Annotated in this window: 15 protein-coding genes; all 15 read right to left on the bottom strand. The window is 61.2% G+C overall.

Translation table 11 applies throughout. The annotated features are described in order from the left end of the window. Window positions 1-189: 189 nt before the first annotated feature. The 15 genes from nuoN to ACTG1P_RS00445 all read right to left on the bottom strand — a co-directional run bounded on the left by nuoN (window position 190) and on the right by ACTG1P_RS00445 (window position 16,192). Complete coding sequence (gene nuoN, locus ACTG1P_RS00375; protein ID WP_440000153.1) at window positions 190-1,653, bottom strand: NADH-quinone oxidoreductase subunit NuoN; 1,464 nt, start codon at window positions 1,651-1,653, stop codon at window positions 190-192. Continuing rightward, on the bottom strand, window positions 1,650-3,194 hold the full coding sequence (gene nuoM / locus ACTG1P_RS00380; RefSeq protein WP_440000154.1) for an NADH-quinone oxidoreductase subunit M: 1,545 nt from the start codon (window positions 3,192-3,194) through the stop codon (window positions 1,650-1,652). The genes nuoN and nuoM overlap by 4 nt, the downstream gene beginning before the upstream one ends. A gap of 98 nt (window positions 3,195-3,292) precedes the next feature. Then, the gene (nuoL, locus tag ACTG1P_RS00385) at window positions 3,293-5,140 is read right to left on the bottom strand and encodes an NADH-quinone oxidoreductase subunit L (protein ID WP_440000155.1); all 1,848 of its coding nucleotides are present in this window, start codon (window positions 5,138-5,140) and stop codon (window positions 3,293-3,295) included. Next, window positions 5,137-5,445: an NADH-quinone oxidoreductase subunit NuoK gene (gene nuoK, locus ACTG1P_RS00390; protein ID WP_005337247.1), complete on the bottom strand. Its 309-nt coding sequence runs from the start codon at window positions 5,443-5,445 to the stop codon at window positions 5,137-5,139. Before nuoK ends, nuoL begins: the two co-directional genes overlap by 4 nt. After that, on the bottom strand, window positions 5,442-5,993 hold the full coding sequence (nuoJ, locus tag ACTG1P_RS00395) for an NADH-quinone oxidoreductase subunit J (RefSeq protein WP_440000156.1): 552 nt from the start codon (window positions 5,991-5,993) through the stop codon (window positions 5,442-5,444). The genes nuoK and nuoJ overlap by 4 nt, the downstream gene beginning before the upstream one ends. Window positions 5,994-6,003: 10 nt before the next feature. Continuing rightward, the gene (gene nuoI / locus ACTG1P_RS00400) at window positions 6,004-6,546 is read right to left on the bottom strand and encodes an NADH-quinone oxidoreductase subunit NuoI (RefSeq protein WP_005337245.1); all 543 of its coding nucleotides are present in this window, start codon (window positions 6,544-6,546) and stop codon (window positions 6,004-6,006) included. Window positions 6,547-6,556: 10 nt separating this feature from the next. Then, entirely contained in the window at window positions 6,557-7,525 is a 969-nt protein-coding gene (nuoH, locus tag ACTG1P_RS00405; RefSeq protein ID WP_042019045.1) for an NADH-quinone oxidoreductase subunit NuoH, read from the bottom strand. Further along, on the bottom strand, window positions 7,522-10,278 hold the full coding sequence (gene nuoG, locus ACTG1P_RS00410; RefSeq protein WP_440000157.1) for an NADH-quinone oxidoreductase subunit NuoG: 2,757 nt from the start codon (window positions 10,276-10,278) through the stop codon (window positions 7,522-7,524). The genes nuoH and nuoG overlap by 4 nt, the downstream gene beginning before the upstream one ends. 41 nt (window positions 10,279-10,319) lie before the next feature. Beyond that, window positions 10,320-11,705, bottom strand: a complete 1,386-nt coding sequence (gene nuoF / locus ACTG1P_RS00415) for an NADH-quinone oxidoreductase subunit NuoF (RefSeq protein WP_236292646.1) — start codon at window positions 11,703-11,705, stop codon at window positions 10,320-10,322. Further along, on the bottom strand, window positions 11,702-12,244 hold the full coding sequence (gene nuoE, locus ACTG1P_RS00420; RefSeq protein WP_005337236.1) for an NADH-quinone oxidoreductase subunit NuoE: 543 nt from the start codon (window positions 12,242-12,244) through the stop codon (window positions 11,702-11,704). Before nuoE ends, nuoF begins: the two co-directional genes overlap by 4 nt. 80 nt (window positions 12,245-12,324) lie before the next feature. Then, window positions 12,325-14,130, bottom strand: coding sequence for an NADH-quinone oxidoreductase subunit C/D (gene nuoC / locus ACTG1P_RS00425; RefSeq protein WP_440000158.1), 1,806 nt, complete (start codon window positions 14,128-14,130; stop codon window positions 12,325-12,327). A gap of 2 nt (window positions 14,131-14,132) precedes the next feature. Further along, window positions 14,133-14,807, bottom strand: coding sequence for a NuoB/complex I 20 kDa subunit family protein (locus ACTG1P_RS00430; protein WP_005344917.1), 675 nt, complete (start codon window positions 14,805-14,807; stop codon window positions 14,133-14,135). Between the two features lie 29 nt (window positions 14,808-14,836). Next, a complete protein-coding gene (locus tag ACTG1P_RS00435; RefSeq protein WP_005344919.1) occupies window positions 14,837-15,241 on the bottom strand; it encodes an NADH-quinone oxidoreductase subunit A in 405 nt (134 codons plus the stop codon). Window positions 15,242-15,341: 100 nt separating this feature from the next. Then, entirely contained in the window at window positions 15,342-15,581 is a 240-nt protein-coding gene (locus tag ACTG1P_RS00440) for a hypothetical protein (protein ID WP_440000169.1), read from the bottom strand. Between the two features lie 41 nt (window positions 15,582-15,622). Then, on the bottom strand, window positions 15,623-16,192 hold the full coding sequence (locus ACTG1P_RS00445; protein WP_167558476.1) for a DUF1566 domain-containing protein: 570 nt from the start codon (window positions 16,190-16,192) through the stop codon (window positions 15,623-15,625). Between the last annotated feature and the right edge of the window lie 11 nt (window positions 16,193-16,203).

The following is a 16,203-nucleotide window of genomic DNA, read 5'->3' on the forward strand; positions in this document are numbered from 1 at the left end:
TATGGTTCAACTGAGTGAGTCAGACAGGCGAGATGCCCAGTCAACCAATGGCTTCGTCGCCCAGTACGTTGATGAGGGGAGAATCGATTCAAGCCCTGTAAATGGTTTAAGGGGAAGGGCTCGATAAAAAAACCGGCAGCCAAGGCTGCCGGTTTTGCGGGTAATGGTGAGGGGGAACGTCTGTGAAGGTTACTGCAATACCACGTGCTGGAACCCTTGTACCAGGCTGATGACCGGCTGGGGATAGAGCCCCAGCAACACCACTAGGGCGGCAGAGAGCAGCACTACCACGCCACCGGAAGAGAGTGCCCAGTCGGCACTGGCATCCCGCTGCTGCATGCCCGGTTCGCGCAGATAGAGGGTCACCATCACCTTGAGGTAGTAGTAGAGACCCAGAGCGCTGCCGAGCACGATGGCACCGGAGAGCCACCAGAGCTGCGCCTCGACGGTCACACCGATGAGGTAGAACTTGCCGATAAAGCCGAGCGTCATCGGAATACCGGCCAGAGATAGCATCATCACCGTCAGCACGGCTGTCAGGTAAGGGCGCTTCCAGAACAGGCCGCGATAGCTGTGCAGGGAGTCAGCATCTTTGCCGCGATAGGGGCTCGACATCATGCTCACCACGCCAAAGGCACCCAGACTGGTGAAGAGATACATCAGCAGGTAGACCCCGGCTGCTTCCACCGGCATCTGGCCGATGCGGCTCGCCACGATCACCGCCAGCAGGTAACCGAAGTGGGAGATGGAGGAGTAACCCAGCATCCGTTTGACGTTGGTCTGCACCAGTGCCAGCAGGTTGCCGACCAGGATGGAGATGACCGCCATGGCAGCCAGCAGCCAGTGGATCATGGGATCGCTTGCCGCCGGTACCGCCAGATAGAAGCGCAGCAGCACGGCAAAGACCGCCACCTTGCTGACGGTGGCGAGGAAGGTGGCGACCGGTGCCGGGGCACCTTCATAGACATCCGGGGTCCAGAGGTGGAAGGGGGCCAAGGAGAGTTTAAAGGCAAAGCCGACCAGCATTAACCCCAAACCGCCCATCAGCAGTGGGTGGTGAGCCGGGCTCTCGGCCAGGGTCTGCCCCAGGGCGGCAAAGCTCAGGCTGCCTGCCTGGGCATAGAGCAGCGCCATGCCAAACAACAGGAAGGCGGTGGCGGCGGCAGAGAGCACCATGTATTTCACCGCGGCTTCCAGCGAGTGGCGCTCGCGGTAGGCGTAACCCACCAGACCGAACATTGGCAGGGTCAGCATCTCGATCCCGATAAAGAGAGAGGCGAGGTGACGGGAGCAGGCCAGCACCAGACCACCAGCGGTGGCGATCAGCAGCAGCAGGAAGAACTCCTCCCGGTTGTCCGGGTAGGCTTTCAGCCACGACTGGCCGAAGGTGCAGGTGGCTAGGGCGCCTATCACTACCAGTCCCATGTAGAAGACGGCGTAACTGTCCACTTGCAGCAGCGGGGTGACCCCCTGGTCCCCCTGCGCCATCACGATGGGCAGCGAGAAGAGCGCCAGGTTGAGGCCAACAATGGTCACGGTAAAGGCGGTAGTGACACAGCGGCGCCAGGCGATGGCCAGCATCAGGGCCGCCATGGCCCCGGTGGTCAACAGCAGGGGAAGCAGTGCCAGCAGTTGGGAAGCGGAGAAAGTCATTGCAGGGCTCCAGCAGTCGGCAGCAGATACCAGTGCAGCACATTGATGAGGCTGCTGCTGGCGGTATCAATCACGGGTTGGGGATAGAGGCCAAGCAGAACCAGCAAGCACGCGATCACCATCATCATGGTCAGCTCGCGGCGATCCAGTCCCTTGAGCACGCTCTCATCCTTGGTAGGGCCAAAGCAGGCGCGCTGCAACATGATGAGGGAGTAGACCGAGGCCAGTACCAGACCGAAGGTGGCGACCGCCGTGATGACCGGGGCAACCTGGAAGCTGCCGACCAGGATCAGGAACTCGCCGACAAAGTTGCCAGTGCCCGGCATGCCGAGCGACGCCACCGAGAAGAAGAGCATCACGCCGGGCAGATAGCGCAGGCGCCCCCACAGGCCGCCCATCAGGCGCAGATCCCGAGTGTGCAACCGCTCGTAGAGCTGACCGCAGAGGATAAAGAGGCCGGCAGCGGAGAGACCGTGGGCGATCATCTGCACCACGGCGCCCTGCAGGGCCACTTCGCTACCCGAGTAGATGGCGATCATCACAAAGCCCATGTGGGAGATGCTGGTGTAGGCCACCAGCCGTTTGATGTCGGTCTGGGCAAAGGCCACGATGGCACCGTAGACGATCCCGATCAGGCCAAGCACCATGGCGTAGGGAGCAAATTCGGCGGACGCTTCGGGGAAGAGCGGCAAGGCAAAGCGCAGCAGACCGTAGGCGGCGGTTTTGAGCAAAATACCGGCGAGATCCACCGAACCTGCGGTCGGCGCCTGACTGTGGGCATCCGGCAGCCAGCCGTGCAGCGGTACCAGCGGCATCTTGACCGCGAAGGCGATAAAGAATCCCAGCATCAGCAGCCACTGAACGCCCTTGCTCATCGGTGTATTGAGCAGCTCCAGATAGTTGAAGGTGAAGACTCCGGTGGCATGCTGGTGGGTCAGCACCAGCCCGATGATAGCCACCAGCATGATAAGGCCACTCACCTGGGTGTAGATAAAGAACTTGGTCGCGGCGTTGATCCGTGATTTGCCGTCAGTGACCGAGTGGCCCCAGAGCGCAATCAGGAAGTACATGGGAACCAGCATCATCTCCCAGAAGAAGAAGAAGAGGAACAGATCCAGCGCCATAAAGACCCCGAGCACGCCGCCCAGGATCCAGAGCAGGTTGAGGTGGAAGAAGCCGATGCGCTGCACGATCTCTTTCCACGAACAGAGAATGGCCAGCACCCCGATAAAGCAGGTGAGGATCACCATCAAGAGCGACAGGCCATCCACAGCCAGATGCAAAGAGATGCCGAAGCGGGGGATCCACGGCAGGCGCCACTCGGCGGCCCAGGCGGATGCAGCACCGGAGACGCCCGCGCTGTCGAGGCCCGTGGTGGCAAGGGAGAAGTCTCCACTTAGCCAGATGGCACAGGAGAGCAGCAGGCTGGCGCTCATGGAGAGCAGGGCTACCCAGCGGACAAACGGCCCGCCGAGACGCTCCATCTGCCAGCAGAGTAAGCCGCCGATAAAAGGAATTAGCAAGATCCAGAGTAAGGTCACGGTATCAGCTCTCGTTCAAGTTCATATGAGATTGCGCTCCCTGTTCCATCAGGGAAAGCAAACAGCCTGGCTGTATGATTGTCCGGTTGTTCATCGCGTTACCCCAGCAGCAACAGCGCCAGCACCAGCACGGCGCCGATCCCCATGGAGGCGGCATACCAGCGCAACTTGCCGGTCACGGTCCAGGCCAGCAGCTGGTTGCCACGCAGGGCAAGCCAGGCGGGCAGGCCCATCATCCAGTCCAGCGGATCCTGCCCGACCAGACGGGTTGCCAGCAGATAGGGTTTGACCCACAGCTGGTCGTAGAGCCAGTCAAAGCCCCAGGCATTGAACCAGAGGGTGCTGAGCAGGCGACCCGGCGCACTGTTGGCAATGGAGGTGGCCAGACGGCGCTCACCAAGGAACAGAAACGCGGCCAGCGCAATGCCGGCAATGGCGATGATGCCGGAGGCTACCTCCAGCGCATGGCGACCCTCTTCTATATGGTCCCCCGGGCCTGCGGGTAGTACACCTGCCAGTGGCGGGGTGATCAGCGCGCCTATGCCGGTGGAGAGCACCAGCAATACCAGCAGCGGCAGATGGTGAGCCAGACCGTGGCCCGCATGGGCTTTGGTCTGCTCTTTGCCATGGAAGGCGATAAAGATCAGCCGAAAGGTATAAAGCGAGGTGAGGAATGCCCCTACCAGACCTGCCCACAGCAGCGCGCTTTGGCCAGAGGCTTCTACTTGCCACAGGATGGCGTCCTTACTGTAGAAACCGGAAGTGACCAGCGGCAACGCCGCCAGCGCCGAGCCCCCCACCAGGAAGCAGGCATAGACCAGCGGCAAACTCTTGCGCAGGCCACCCATCTTGAAGATGTTCTGCTCATGGTGGCAGGCAACGATAACGGCACCGGCGGAGAGGAACAGCAGCGCCTTGAAGAAGGCGTGGGTCATCAGGTGGAAGATTGCCCCTTCCCATGCGCCGACACCGAGAGCCAGAAACATGTAGCCAATCTGGCTCATGGTGGAGTAGGCGAGGATCCGCTTGATATCGGTCTGAACCAGCGCGGCAAAGCCTGCCAGCACCAGGGTGATGGCGCCAACCAGCCCGACCAGATGGAGGATCTCTGGCGCCAGCAGGAACAGGCCGTGGGTACGGGCAATCAGGTAGACACCGGCGGTCACCATGGTGGCGGCATGGATCAGCGCTGAGACAGGGGTCGGGCCTGCCATCGCATCCGCCAGCCAGGTTTGCAGCGGCAGCTGTGCCGATTTGCCGACCGCGCCGCCCAGGAGCATCAGGCAGGCCAGCGACAGGGCAGGGGAGCCCTCGGCAAACATGATGGGCGCGCGCACCAGCAGCTCGTGGATATTGAGGGTGCCCAGTTCCCGATAGAGGATAAACAGGCCGATGGCGAGGAAGACATCACCCACCCGGGTCACGATAAAGGCCTTGAGGGCCGCCGCGCCGTTGTTGCGATCCTTGTAGTAGAAGCCGATCAGCAGGTAGCTGCACAGCCCCACCCCTTCCCAGCCGAGGTAGACAAACAGCAGGTCATCGGCCAGCACCAGAAATAGCATGCTGGCGATAAAGAGGTTGGTGTAGGTGAAGAAGCGGGAGTAGCCCTCTTCCCCGCGCATATACCAGGAGGCGAACAGGTGGATGAAGAAACCCACCCCGGTCACAACTCCCAGCATGGTCAGCGACAGGCCATCCAGTGCCAGTGAGAAGCTCGGGGTAAAGTTGCCCACCGCCATCCACTGCCACAGGCGCTGGACATAGACGCCCCCCTCGGGCGGGTTGCCCACAAAGTCGATGCCCACCCACAGGGTAGTGAGGGCCGACAGGCCAATGGAACCCACCCCGATCAGCGCCGAGGTACGCTCGCCAAACCGGCCGAGGGAGAAGGCCAGCACCAGCCATCCCAGCAGCGGAAATAGAAAAGTCAGATATAAGAGGCTCATCCGCGCATCTCGCTCACAGTGTCCACGTTCAGGGTGTGGTAACGACGATAGAGCAGCAGTAACAGGGCGAGGCCGATACTGGCCTCCGCTGCCGCCAGAGAAATCACCAGGATATACATGATCTGGCCATCGGCCTGGGCCCAGCGGCTACCTGCCACCACAAACGCCAGTGCCGAGGCATTCATCATGATCTCGATACTCATCAGGATGTAGAGCAGGTTGCGGCGGATCAGCAGACCGCACAAGCCGATGCAGAAGAGCACCGCGGCCAGCAAAAGCCCGTGCTCCATAGGGATTCCATTCATTGCTGACCTCCTTCTTGTGCAGTGCGGGATGCGGAGCGCGGGACGGAGAGCACTTCACCGCTCTTGTCTTCCCGACCCAGGTGATAGGCGGTCACTAGACCCGCCAGCAGCAGGATGGAGGCGAGCTCCACGGCCAGTACATAGGGGCCAAAGAGTTCGATACCGACCTGCTTGGCGGTCACCTCGGTCACTCCGATCAGGCCCCCGGTCACCCCGAGAATGCCGTGGCCCAAAAAGCCCAGCAGGATCAGCGAGAGCAGGGCAGGGCCTACCCAGGTCATGGGGGTGAGCCAGTTCTTCTCCTGCGCCTGCGCTGAACCCAGGTTCAGCATCATCACCACGAACACGAACAGCACCATGATGGCGCCGGCGTAGACGATCACCTGCAGGGCGCCCGCAAAGGCGGCGCCCAGGCAGAAGAAGATCATGGCCACGGCGATGAGGGAGATGATGAGATTGAGCAGCGCATGCATGGGATTGCTGGTGCTGATCACCCGCAGCGTGCTGTAAATGGCCACCAGGGCCGAGGCATAAAATGCCAGTTCCATGATTGACTCCTCAGGGCAGCAGGCTCTTGACATCGATGGGTTTGGCTTCGTTTTCGGCATCCCCTTTCGGTTTGCCGTCGATGGCCATCCCGCTCATGCGATAGAAGTTGTAGTCCGGGTATTTGCCGGGCCCGCTGATCAGCAGATCCTCCTTCTCGTACACCAGATCCTGGCGGCGATACTCACCCATCTCGAAATCCGGCGTCAGCTGGATGGCGGTGGTGGGGCAAGCCTCTTCACACAGGCCGCAGAAGATGCAGCGAGAGAAGTTGATGCGAAAGAATTCCGGATACCAGCGACCATCTTCCCGCTCGGATTTTTGCAGCGAGATGCAGCCGACCGGGCAGGCGACCGCACAGAGGTTGCAGGCCACGCAGCGCTCGTCCCCGTCGGGGTCGCGGGTCAGCACGATGCGACCGCGGTAGCGGGGAGCGGCATAGACTGCCTGTTCCGGATAGTTGAGGGTTTCACGGGGCCGCCAGGCATGGGAGAAGACCATGGCCAGGCTGCGTAACTGGGTGCCGACACCCTGAATAATGCTAACAATTTTCATAATGAGTGCCTCACTGCGTACTTATCAGTACAACTGCCGCGGTGATCAGCATATTGATCAGGGTCAGCGGCAAGCAGACTTTCCAGCCAAACGACATCACCTGGTCAAAGCGCGGGCGAGGCAGGGAGGCCCGCAGCAGGATGAAGAACACCATGAAACAGGCGGTCTTCAGGGCAAACCAGATGAAGGGAGGCAGCCAGGGGCCGTGCCAGCCACCGAAGAAGAGGGTCACGATGAGCGAGGAGATCAGCACGATGCCGATATACTCGCCCACGAAGAAGAGACCCCACTTCATCCCCGCATACTCGATGTGATAGCCGTCGGCGAGCTCCTGCTCGGCTTCCGGCTGGTCAAACGGGTGACGGTGGGTGACGGCGACACCGGCAAACAGGAAGGTGACAAAGCCCAGGATCTGAGGCACCACGTTCCACAAGTCTGCCTGTGCCTCGACGATATCCCGCAGGTTGAAGCTGCCTGTCTGGATCACGATCCCCATCAAGGAGAGCCCGAGAAATACCTCGTAGGAGAGGGTCTGGGCCGAGGCGCGCAAGCTGCCAAGCAGGGAGTATTTGTTGTTGCTCGACCAACCGGCGAATAGCACCGCATAGACCGCCAGCCCCGCGATGGCCAGGATGTAGAGCAGTCCCACATTGAGGTCCGCCACGCCCCAGGTGGGGGTGATGGGCACCACCGCAAACGCCAGAATAAAGGCGGTGAAGGCGATGATTGGGGCCAGGATAAAGATCCGCCGATCGGCGAACGGCGGGATCCAGTCCTCCTTGAAGAACATCTTGATCATGTCGGCGGCCAGCTGGAGCAGACCAAACGGCCCCACCCGGTTGGGGCCGTAGCGATCCTGCCACAGGGCCAGCAGACGGCGCTCGATGAAGCTCATGAAGGCGCCCGCCCCTACGATCCCCACCAGCACGATCAGTGCCTTGCCTACCTCCAGCAACAGATCGATCAGCGACTCGCTCATGCGATCACCTCCTGCAGGTTAGTGATTGAGGCTTGTTGCAGGGCCGTCGGCAGGCCGTTCACCCCAAGGGGGAGCCCCACCAGACCGGTGCTCAGCTGTTCGCTCAGGCGCAGGCGCAGTTGCCAGTGGCTACCGCCCCAGGAGAAGGAGACCTGACTGCCCCCGTGGAGGGCAAGACGCTCTGCATCAAGGGGATTGAGCACCAGCTCGGGTTCGTTCATCCGGGCCTGAATAACCGGGCTGCGAGCGGAGAGCTCCTCGCCGCCAAACAGCTGGGCATAATTGACCACTTGCAGCGTCTCTGTGGCCTTGAAGGGGGCGGGGATGGTGGTGAACCAGCCGAGCGGCTCCTTGCCTTCGGCCTGCGGGTCTGTTACTTCCAGCAGACGGCGACCCGGATCGCCAGCACGCAGTTTGCCACCCACTTCATCCTGGAACTTGTTCCAGGCGGAGGGAGAGTTCCAGCCCGGCGCCCAGGCGAACGGTACTTGCGGCAGCGGCTGACGGGCTCCGGCATACCCTTCCATGGAGAAGTTGAAGGGGGAGTCGGGATCTTGCGCTACCCGTGGCTCGCTGACGTTCTGATCCGCCAGCATGGAGGTGCGGCCGCTGTAGCGGTGCGGCTCACGGGCCAGCCGCATGCCACGGATCCGCAAGCCTGCGTTGGGCGCAGCTTCCAGCATGGTAGCCAGCAGCGGATGGCTGGTGGCGCAGTCATGGTTGACCTGGTCGAAGTTCTGCCAGCGCAGCGGCTTGCGTTCGATCGCCCCCTGCAGCGCCGCCAGCCAGCGCCACCCTTCACGCACCTGAATATCGGCGTTGTAGAAGGCGGGCGCATAGACCTGGAAGAAGCGTTGGGCGCGCCCTTCCATGTTCACCAGGGTGCCATCGGCCTCGGCAAAACTGGCCGCTGGCAGCACCAGATCTGCCTTGTTGGCGGTCGGGGTCGCCTGATGGTCGATGACCAGCAGGTGCTGCAGCCGTGCCAGAGCAGCATCCACCCGGTTGCGCGGCGCGCGGCGGTAGAGATCGTTCTCCAGGGTGACCAGCGCCAACCCCTCTTCTGACTCGATACGCGCAAGGGCGGCTTCGAGTGGCTTGTCTGACAAGGTTTGGGCGCCCAGCATGGCCAGACCCAGCGAGTTGGCCTCCTGGCCAACCAGCGCGATGTTGGCTTCCAGACCTCGGCCTTTCAGGGCGCGGGCAATGTTGCTGGCCGCCTCAAGCAGCGCCACATCGCGGGCAGTGGAGCCTGCAATGATGAGCGGCTTCTTGGCGTTGCCGAGCAGCTCGGCCCAGCGAGTCGCTTGTGCCTGCTGCTCGGGGCCGAGATCGGCCACGGCCGGTGCACTCGGGTCGAGCAGGTGGGCGATGGCAAAGCCAAGGCGCGCCTGATCGGCATAGGGGGCGTGCAGCTTGTCGGCCGCCACATCGTCAAGACGGGTGGTGTCGAGACTGGTGATGAGCAGCGGGTAGCGCTCGTTCTGACCCAGGGTCTGAACGGCGGCGACTTGCCACAGATCGACCTTCATCTTGCGGGCCAGCTCGCGAGCCTTGCCCTTGACCGACTGACGCAGCGCCAGCGCGATACGGGCGGCGCTCATGGTGACATCCTCGCCGAGCAGCAGAATGGCGTCGGCCTCTTCCATGTCCCGCAGGCTCGGGGTCGGCACGCCGCCCTGTTGCAGGATCTGCAGGATCTTCTGCTGGCATTCCCACTCGGCCTGCTCGACGCCAGCGTAGAAGTTGTCTGCCCCCACCAGCTCGCGCAGGGCAAAGTTGCTCTCCAGCGAGGCGCGGGGCGAGCCGATGCCGATGAGGCCACGGGCCGTGCGCAGGGCATCGGCGGCGCGGTTGAGGGCGCCATCGACCGTGATGGTCAGCTGGTCGTTGCCATCTTTGAGCTGCGGTTGGCGCGGGCGGTCCGCCAGATTGACGTAGCCATAGCCAAAGCGGCCACGGTCACAGAGGAAGTAGTGGTTGACGCTGCCGTGGAAGCGGTTTTCGATGCGGCGCAGCTCGCCATAACGCTCGCCCGGACTGATGTTGCAGCCCACGGAGCATTGCTGGCAGATGCTGGGGGCAAATTGCATGTCCCACTTGCGGTTGTAACGTTCGGAGTGGGTCTTGTCGGTGAAGACGCCGGTGGGGCAGACCTCCACCAGGTTGCCGGAAAATTCACTCTCCAGGGTGCCATCCTCGACCCGCCCGAAATAGACGTTGTCGTGGGCACCATAGACCCCGAGATCCTCGCCACCGGCATAATCCTTGTAGTAACGGACGCAGCGGTAGCAGGCGATGCAGCGGTTCATCTCGTGACCGATGAAGGGGCCCAGCTCCTGATTCTGGTGGGTGCGTTTGGTGAAGCGGTAGCGACGGCTGTTGTGGCCGGTCATCACCGTCATGTCCTGCAGGTGGCAGGCGCCGCCCTCTTCACACACCGGGCAGTCGTGAGGGTGGTTGGTCATCAACCACTCCACCACGCTCTTGCGAAATTCTTTAGCCTCTTCATCCTCGATGGCGATGTAGCTGCCATCGGTGGCCGGGGTCATGCAAGACATGACCAGACGACCGCGTTTGTCATCGGCATTCTGATACTGTTTGACCGCACACTGGCGGCAGGCGCCAACGCTACCCAGCGCCGGATGCCAGCAGAAATAGGGGACGTCCAGACCCAGCGACAGACAGGCTTGCAGCAGGTTATCTGCTCCGTCTACCTCGTACTCTTTGCCGTCTACATAAATGGTTGCCATACAACTTCCCTGAAACCTGTTTTGTGAAATCTGTGGTGTCGTTACCAGCGCTCGCCCAGCAGATTGGGCTGGATCCCTTTGACCGGCTTGCGGTTATCACCGCTGCCTTTGATCCCGGCCTCGAATTCGGAGCGGAAATATTTGATGGCGCTGGCGAGCGGCTCGACGGCGCCCGGTGCGTGGGCGCAGAAGGTCTTGCCCGGGCCAAGGAAACCGCAGAGTTGTTCCAGAGTCGCCAGATCGCCGGATTGCCCTTCGCCACGTTCCAGTGCCCGCAGCAGCTTGACGCTCCAGGGCAGGCCATCGCGACAGGGCGTGCACCAGCCACACGACTCGCGGGCGAAGAACTCCTCCATGTTGCGCAGCAGGGAGACCATGCTGATGGAGTCATCCACCGCCATGGCAAGACCAGTCCCCATCCGGGTGCCCACCTTGCCGATACCGGCGGTATACATCTGGGCATCGAGGTGCTCCGGCAGCAAGAAACCGGTTCCCGCGCCGCCCGGTTGCCAGGCTTTCAGGCGATAGCCGCTCTTCATGCCGCCGGCATAGTTTTCAAACAGCTCGCGGGCGGTAATGCCAAACGGCAGCTCCCAGACCCCGGGGTTGTTCACCTTGCCGGAGAAGCCCATCAGCTTGGTGCCGTGATCTTCCGAGCCCGGCAGGGCCAGCCCGTGATACCAGGCCACCCCGTTGCCAATAATGGCGGGGACGTTGCAGAGGGTTTCGACGTTGTTGACGCAGGTGGGTTTGCCCCAGACACCTGAGACTGCGGGGAAGGGGGGTTTGGCACGCGGGTTGGCACGGCGCCCTTCCAGCGAGTTGATAAGGGCCGTCTCTTCGCCACAGATGTAGCGACCGGCGCCAGTGTGAACAAACAGCTCGAAGTCAAAACCCGAGCCCAGAATGTTCTTGCCAAGCAAACCGGCGGCTTTTGCCTCTTCCACCGCACGACGCAGGTGGATGGCGGCATCAACGTATTCGCCGCGCAGGAAGATATAGCCACGATAGGCCTTGAGCGCCCGGGCCGAGATGATCATCCCTTCGATCAGCAGATGGGGCAGTTGCTCCATTAGCAGGCGATCTTTCCAGGTGTTGGGCTCCATCTCGTCGGCGTTGCAGAGCAGGTAGCGGATGTTCATGCTCTCGTCTTTGGGCATCAGCCCCCACTTCACACCTGTGGGGAAGCCCGCGCCGCCACGCCCCTTGAGACCGGCATCCTTGACGGTACTGACAATCTCGTCCGGGCTCATCTGGCCGAGCGCCTTGCGCACCGCTTCATAGCCCTGTTTGGCCTGATACTCCTCCAGCCACACCGGCTGGCCGTCATCCCGCAGCCGCCAGGTAAGCGGGTGGGTCTCGGCCGCACGCGGGGTGCGGTTGGCTGTGCCAAGAGAGGCGAGGATCTTGTTCTGCGGCAGGCTCATGGGTAAGCCTCCAGGGTTTTTAGCAAGGTCACCGGATCGAGGCCGCCATAGGTGTCGTCATCGATCATGATCGCTGGCCCCTTGTCGCAGTTGCCAAGGCAGCAGACCGGCAGCAGGGTGAAGCGGCCATCCGGGGTGGTTTGACCGGGGCCGAGGTTCATCACCTCCTTGAGACCGGCCAGCAGATCTTCATGGCCATTGATGTAGCAGACCATGCTGTCGCAGACGCGGATGATGTGACGCCCCACCGGCTGGCGGAAGATCTGGCTATAGAAGGTGGCGACCCCCTCCACGTCGCTGGCAGGAATGCCGAGCTCGGCCGCGATGGCATGAATGGCGCCGTCGGGGACCCAGCCTCTGGCCTGCTGCACGATCTTGAGCGCTTCGATGCTGGCGGCGCGGGGATCTTCGTAGTGGTGTTTCTCGTGTTCGATGGCATCGCGTTCAGCCTGGCTCAGAACGAAGTCGTCCTGTTTGCTGCTGCATGCCCCTTGCCCCTGTGGGGTCTGATTATTGTGACACTGACATTGCTGGCTCATGACTTGACCTTTGGTGGCTTGTCCTTTTACTGCTCGTCCGGTGATCCGAATTCCCGGCCATGGCCGGGAGGCAGGATCACTTAACGGTCCACATCCGACATAACGAAATCGATACTGCCCAGATAGACGATGAGGTCCGACACCATGCTGCCCTTGATCACCGAGGGGATCTGCTGCAGGTGAGCAAAGCTCGGGGTGCGGATCCGGGTCCGGTAGCTCATGGTGGAGCCGTCGCTGGTCAGGTAGTAACTGTTGATCCCCTTGGTCGCCTCAATCATCTGGAACGACTCGGCAGCGGGCATCACCGGACCCCACGACACTTGCAGGAAGTGGTTGATCAGGGTCTCGATGTGCTGCAGGGTGCGCTCTTTCGGTGGTGGCGTGGTGAGGGGGTGATCCGCCTTGAAGGGGCCCTCCGGCATGTTCTTCATGCACTGCTCGATGATCGACATGCTCTGGCGGATCTCCTCGATCCGCACGGTGGCTCTGTCGTAGGCATCGCCATTGCTGCCGACTGGCACCTCAAAGTCGAACTGGTCATAGCCCGAATAGGGGCGCCACTTGCGCACGTCGAAGTTGAGGCCGGTGGCGCGCAATCCGGCCCCCGTGGTGCCCCAGGACAACGCCTGCTCGGTGGTGTAGGAAGAGACGCCTATGGTGCGACCGCGCAGAATGCTGTTGCGCATCGCCGCTTTTTCGTAATCCATCAAGCGCTTGGGCAACCAGCTCAACAGGTTGTCCTGCACCAGCCGCTGCCATCCCTTCGGCAAGTCGTGGGCCACACCGCCGATACGGAACCAGGCCGGATGCATGCGGGCACCGGTGATCGCTTCGATGATGGTGTAGATCTTCTGCCGGTCGGTGAAGGTGAAGAAGACCGGCGTCATGGCCCCCACGTCCTGAATATAGGTCCCGAGGAACAAGAGGTGACTCTGAATGCGGAACAGCTCCGCCATCATCACCCGGATCATGTCGACCCGCTGCGGCACTTTGATGCCGGCCAGCTTCTCGACCGCCAGCACATAGGGGAGGTTGTTCATCACCCCGCCCAGATACTCGACCCGGTCGGTATAGGGGATGTAGCTGTGCCAGGACTGGCGCTCGCCCATCTTCTCGGCACCACGATGGTGGTAGCCGATGTCGGGCACGCAGTTGCGGATCTCCTCGCCATCGAGCTGCAACACCAACCGGAAGGCGCCGTGAGCAGAGGGGTGGTTGGGGCCGAGGTTCAAGAACATGTAGTCCTCATTCTCGTTGCCGCGGGCCAGCCCCCACTCTTCCGGTTTGAACAGCAGGTTCTCCTGCTCCATGTCCTGTTTGGCGGCATCGAGCATGAAGGGATCGAATTCGGTGGCGCGCGCCGGGTAATCCTTGCGCAGCGGGTGACCCTGCCAACTCTTGGGCATCATGATCCGGGTCAGATGGGGGTGGCCATCGAAGGTGATGCCCATCAGATCCCACACTTCCCGCTCGTACCAGTTGGCATTGGGGAAGTGGTTGGTGATGGTGGGCAGATGCAGGTCACTCTCGGCCAGCGCCACTTTCAACATCACATCGGCGTTACGGTCGATTGAGATGAGGTGATAGAAGACGGTGAAATCGCTCTGGGGCAGACCGTCGCGATGGCTGCGCAGCCGCTCGTCAGTCGCACTCAGATCAAAGAGCATCACGAACGGGGAGGGCACCTTGCGCAAAAAGCCCATCACATCCTGCAGCAGTTCGCGGGGGATCCAGACCACCGGCACGCCGGTGCGCGTGGTCTGCACGGTGAAGTGCTCGGCCCCGAAGTGGGCAAACAGTTCGCCAATGACTTTGGCATCCTTGTGGTCGCTGGGCTGCCACTGGGCCATGGCGTAATTGCTGGGAAAATCACGAGTCAGTTTCATGGTCAGATCTCATCCGGCGTGCGCAGGTTGGTCACATTGATCCGTTCGCCGCGCTTGCGCTCTTTTTCGGCCTGCATCTGGGGACGGTAGATTCCCTGATCGCCCACTACCCAGGAGAGGGGGCGGCGCTCTTTGCCGATGGAGTCCTGCAGCAGCATCAGGGCTTGCAAAAAGGCTTCGGGACGGGGCGGGCAACCCGGAATGTAGACGTCGACCGGCAGGAACTTGTCCACCCCCTGCACCACGGAATAGATGTCATACATGCCCCCGGAGTTGGCACAGGCCCCCATGGAGATCACCCACTTGGGTTCGAGCAACTGTTCATACAGGCGCTGGATGACTGGCGCCATCTTGATGAAGGGTGTCCCTGCAATCACCATGAAATCGGCCTGACGGGGCGAGGCACGGATAACTTCGGCGCCGAAGCGGGCCACATCGTGGGGGGAGGTGAAGGCGGTACACATCTCCACGTAGCAGCAGGAGATGCCGAAGTTGTAAGGCCAGAGGGAGTTTTTGCGGCCCCAGTTGACTGTGTCTTGCAGCACCTCCTCGAGGCGGCCCATCATGATGCCGCGCGTCGCTTCTTGCGCCAGTGGGTCATCGACGGTCTGGCGCTGCTCCTGGGGGTAGCGCTCAACGGGTGCATCCGGGTCAATCCGGGTCAGGGTGTACTTCATGGTGCAACCTCAAGGAAAGGGTCTGTGGTTCAATCACTGTTTTTGTTGTTCAACTGCGGTTTGCGCGGTGACCAGTCCAGTGCGCCGATGCGCCAGAGGTAGATCAGGCCGATAAGCAGCAGTCCGATGAAAATGGTGGCTTCAATAAAGCCGACCCAGCCGCTCTCCCGCACGGAGACAGACCAGGCAAACAGGTAGAGCGCCTCGACGTCGAAGATGACGAAGAACATGGCGACCAGATAGAACTTGGCGGAAAAACGCAGGCGGGCACTGCCGACCGAGTCGACACCGGATTCAAATGGCTTGTTCTTGGTGCGGCCGTAGGCGCGACCTCCCAGCAGGGCGGCGAGACCTATCATCACCAGACAGATGGTGATGGCACCGATGACATAAATGGCAAAAGCCCAATGTTGAGCAGAAATATCAGCAAACATAGAGGTTTTTCCTAACCAAATTAATCAAGCGACTTAACAATAATGTTACGCATTATGACACTTTCGCACTGATTTACATGTCATTTTTACGGGTTAATTATTAATCGGTTAACCGGTAATTAAATTTTGTTAAGAAGCGCACTTTTTTGTTGGTTATGGCGGGCGGCAAAGGCTTGGAAAGCGCAGAACGCTGCTCCTCGCCATCACCTGAAAGGGGTAAATGTCCCGTGCGAAGCCGGATCAGGCCGGTATCGCGGGCAGGGGGCACAGGCGGGAGAAGAGCGTGATGGCGGGTGAGGTAGGGGGGGGCGGCAAGAGCAATAAAAAGAGAGGCTTTCAAGCCTCTCCTGTCATCGCGTTCCGGTTTCGAGCGTGGGGCGGTCAGGGTTTATTGGCGACCAGCAAGACCTGATCCGGGTAGGCGCCAATGGCGCGAAGACCGATATCTCCCGAGGTGATGTCCAGATACGCCCGCTGACCATTGGCGGAGGTTACCGTGCTGCTCATCAGATAGACATAACCCTCATTGACCTCTTTACCGCCCCCCGCCATGGCGCGCGGAAAAATGGCTTCATTGAGAGAGGGCTTGTAGCAGGCATGCTCGACCAGGGTCGCCAGCTCCTTGATGTCGGGCAGACGCCACTGGCTGATACCACCGAAGTGATAGAGAGCATGGCGGCTATCACTGCGGATCCGCTCCGCCACTTGCAGCCCCTGCTGCCAGTAGTAAACGGTCGGTTCCCCCAGGCAACTGCTGCCACTCCATGTCTGTCCCAGTTTGCAGCGCATCCAGGTGAGGCCGGTGTGTTGATCCGTGACGGTGCCGTTGCCATGGTCAAGAAAACGGGCAGAGGGGGCGGTGCGATCCATGGTGTCATCACAAATGGCTGCACCGTGGGCCAGGGGGGCCAGCAGTGCCAGCATGGCGAATGAAAAGCGATAAAGGCTCATGATATTCCTCG

Source organism: Aeromonas sp. 11P, from assembly GCF_051920165.1.
Taxonomy (GTDB): domain Bacteria; phylum Pseudomonadota; class Gammaproteobacteria; order Enterobacterales; family Aeromonadaceae; genus Aeromonas; species Aeromonas veronii.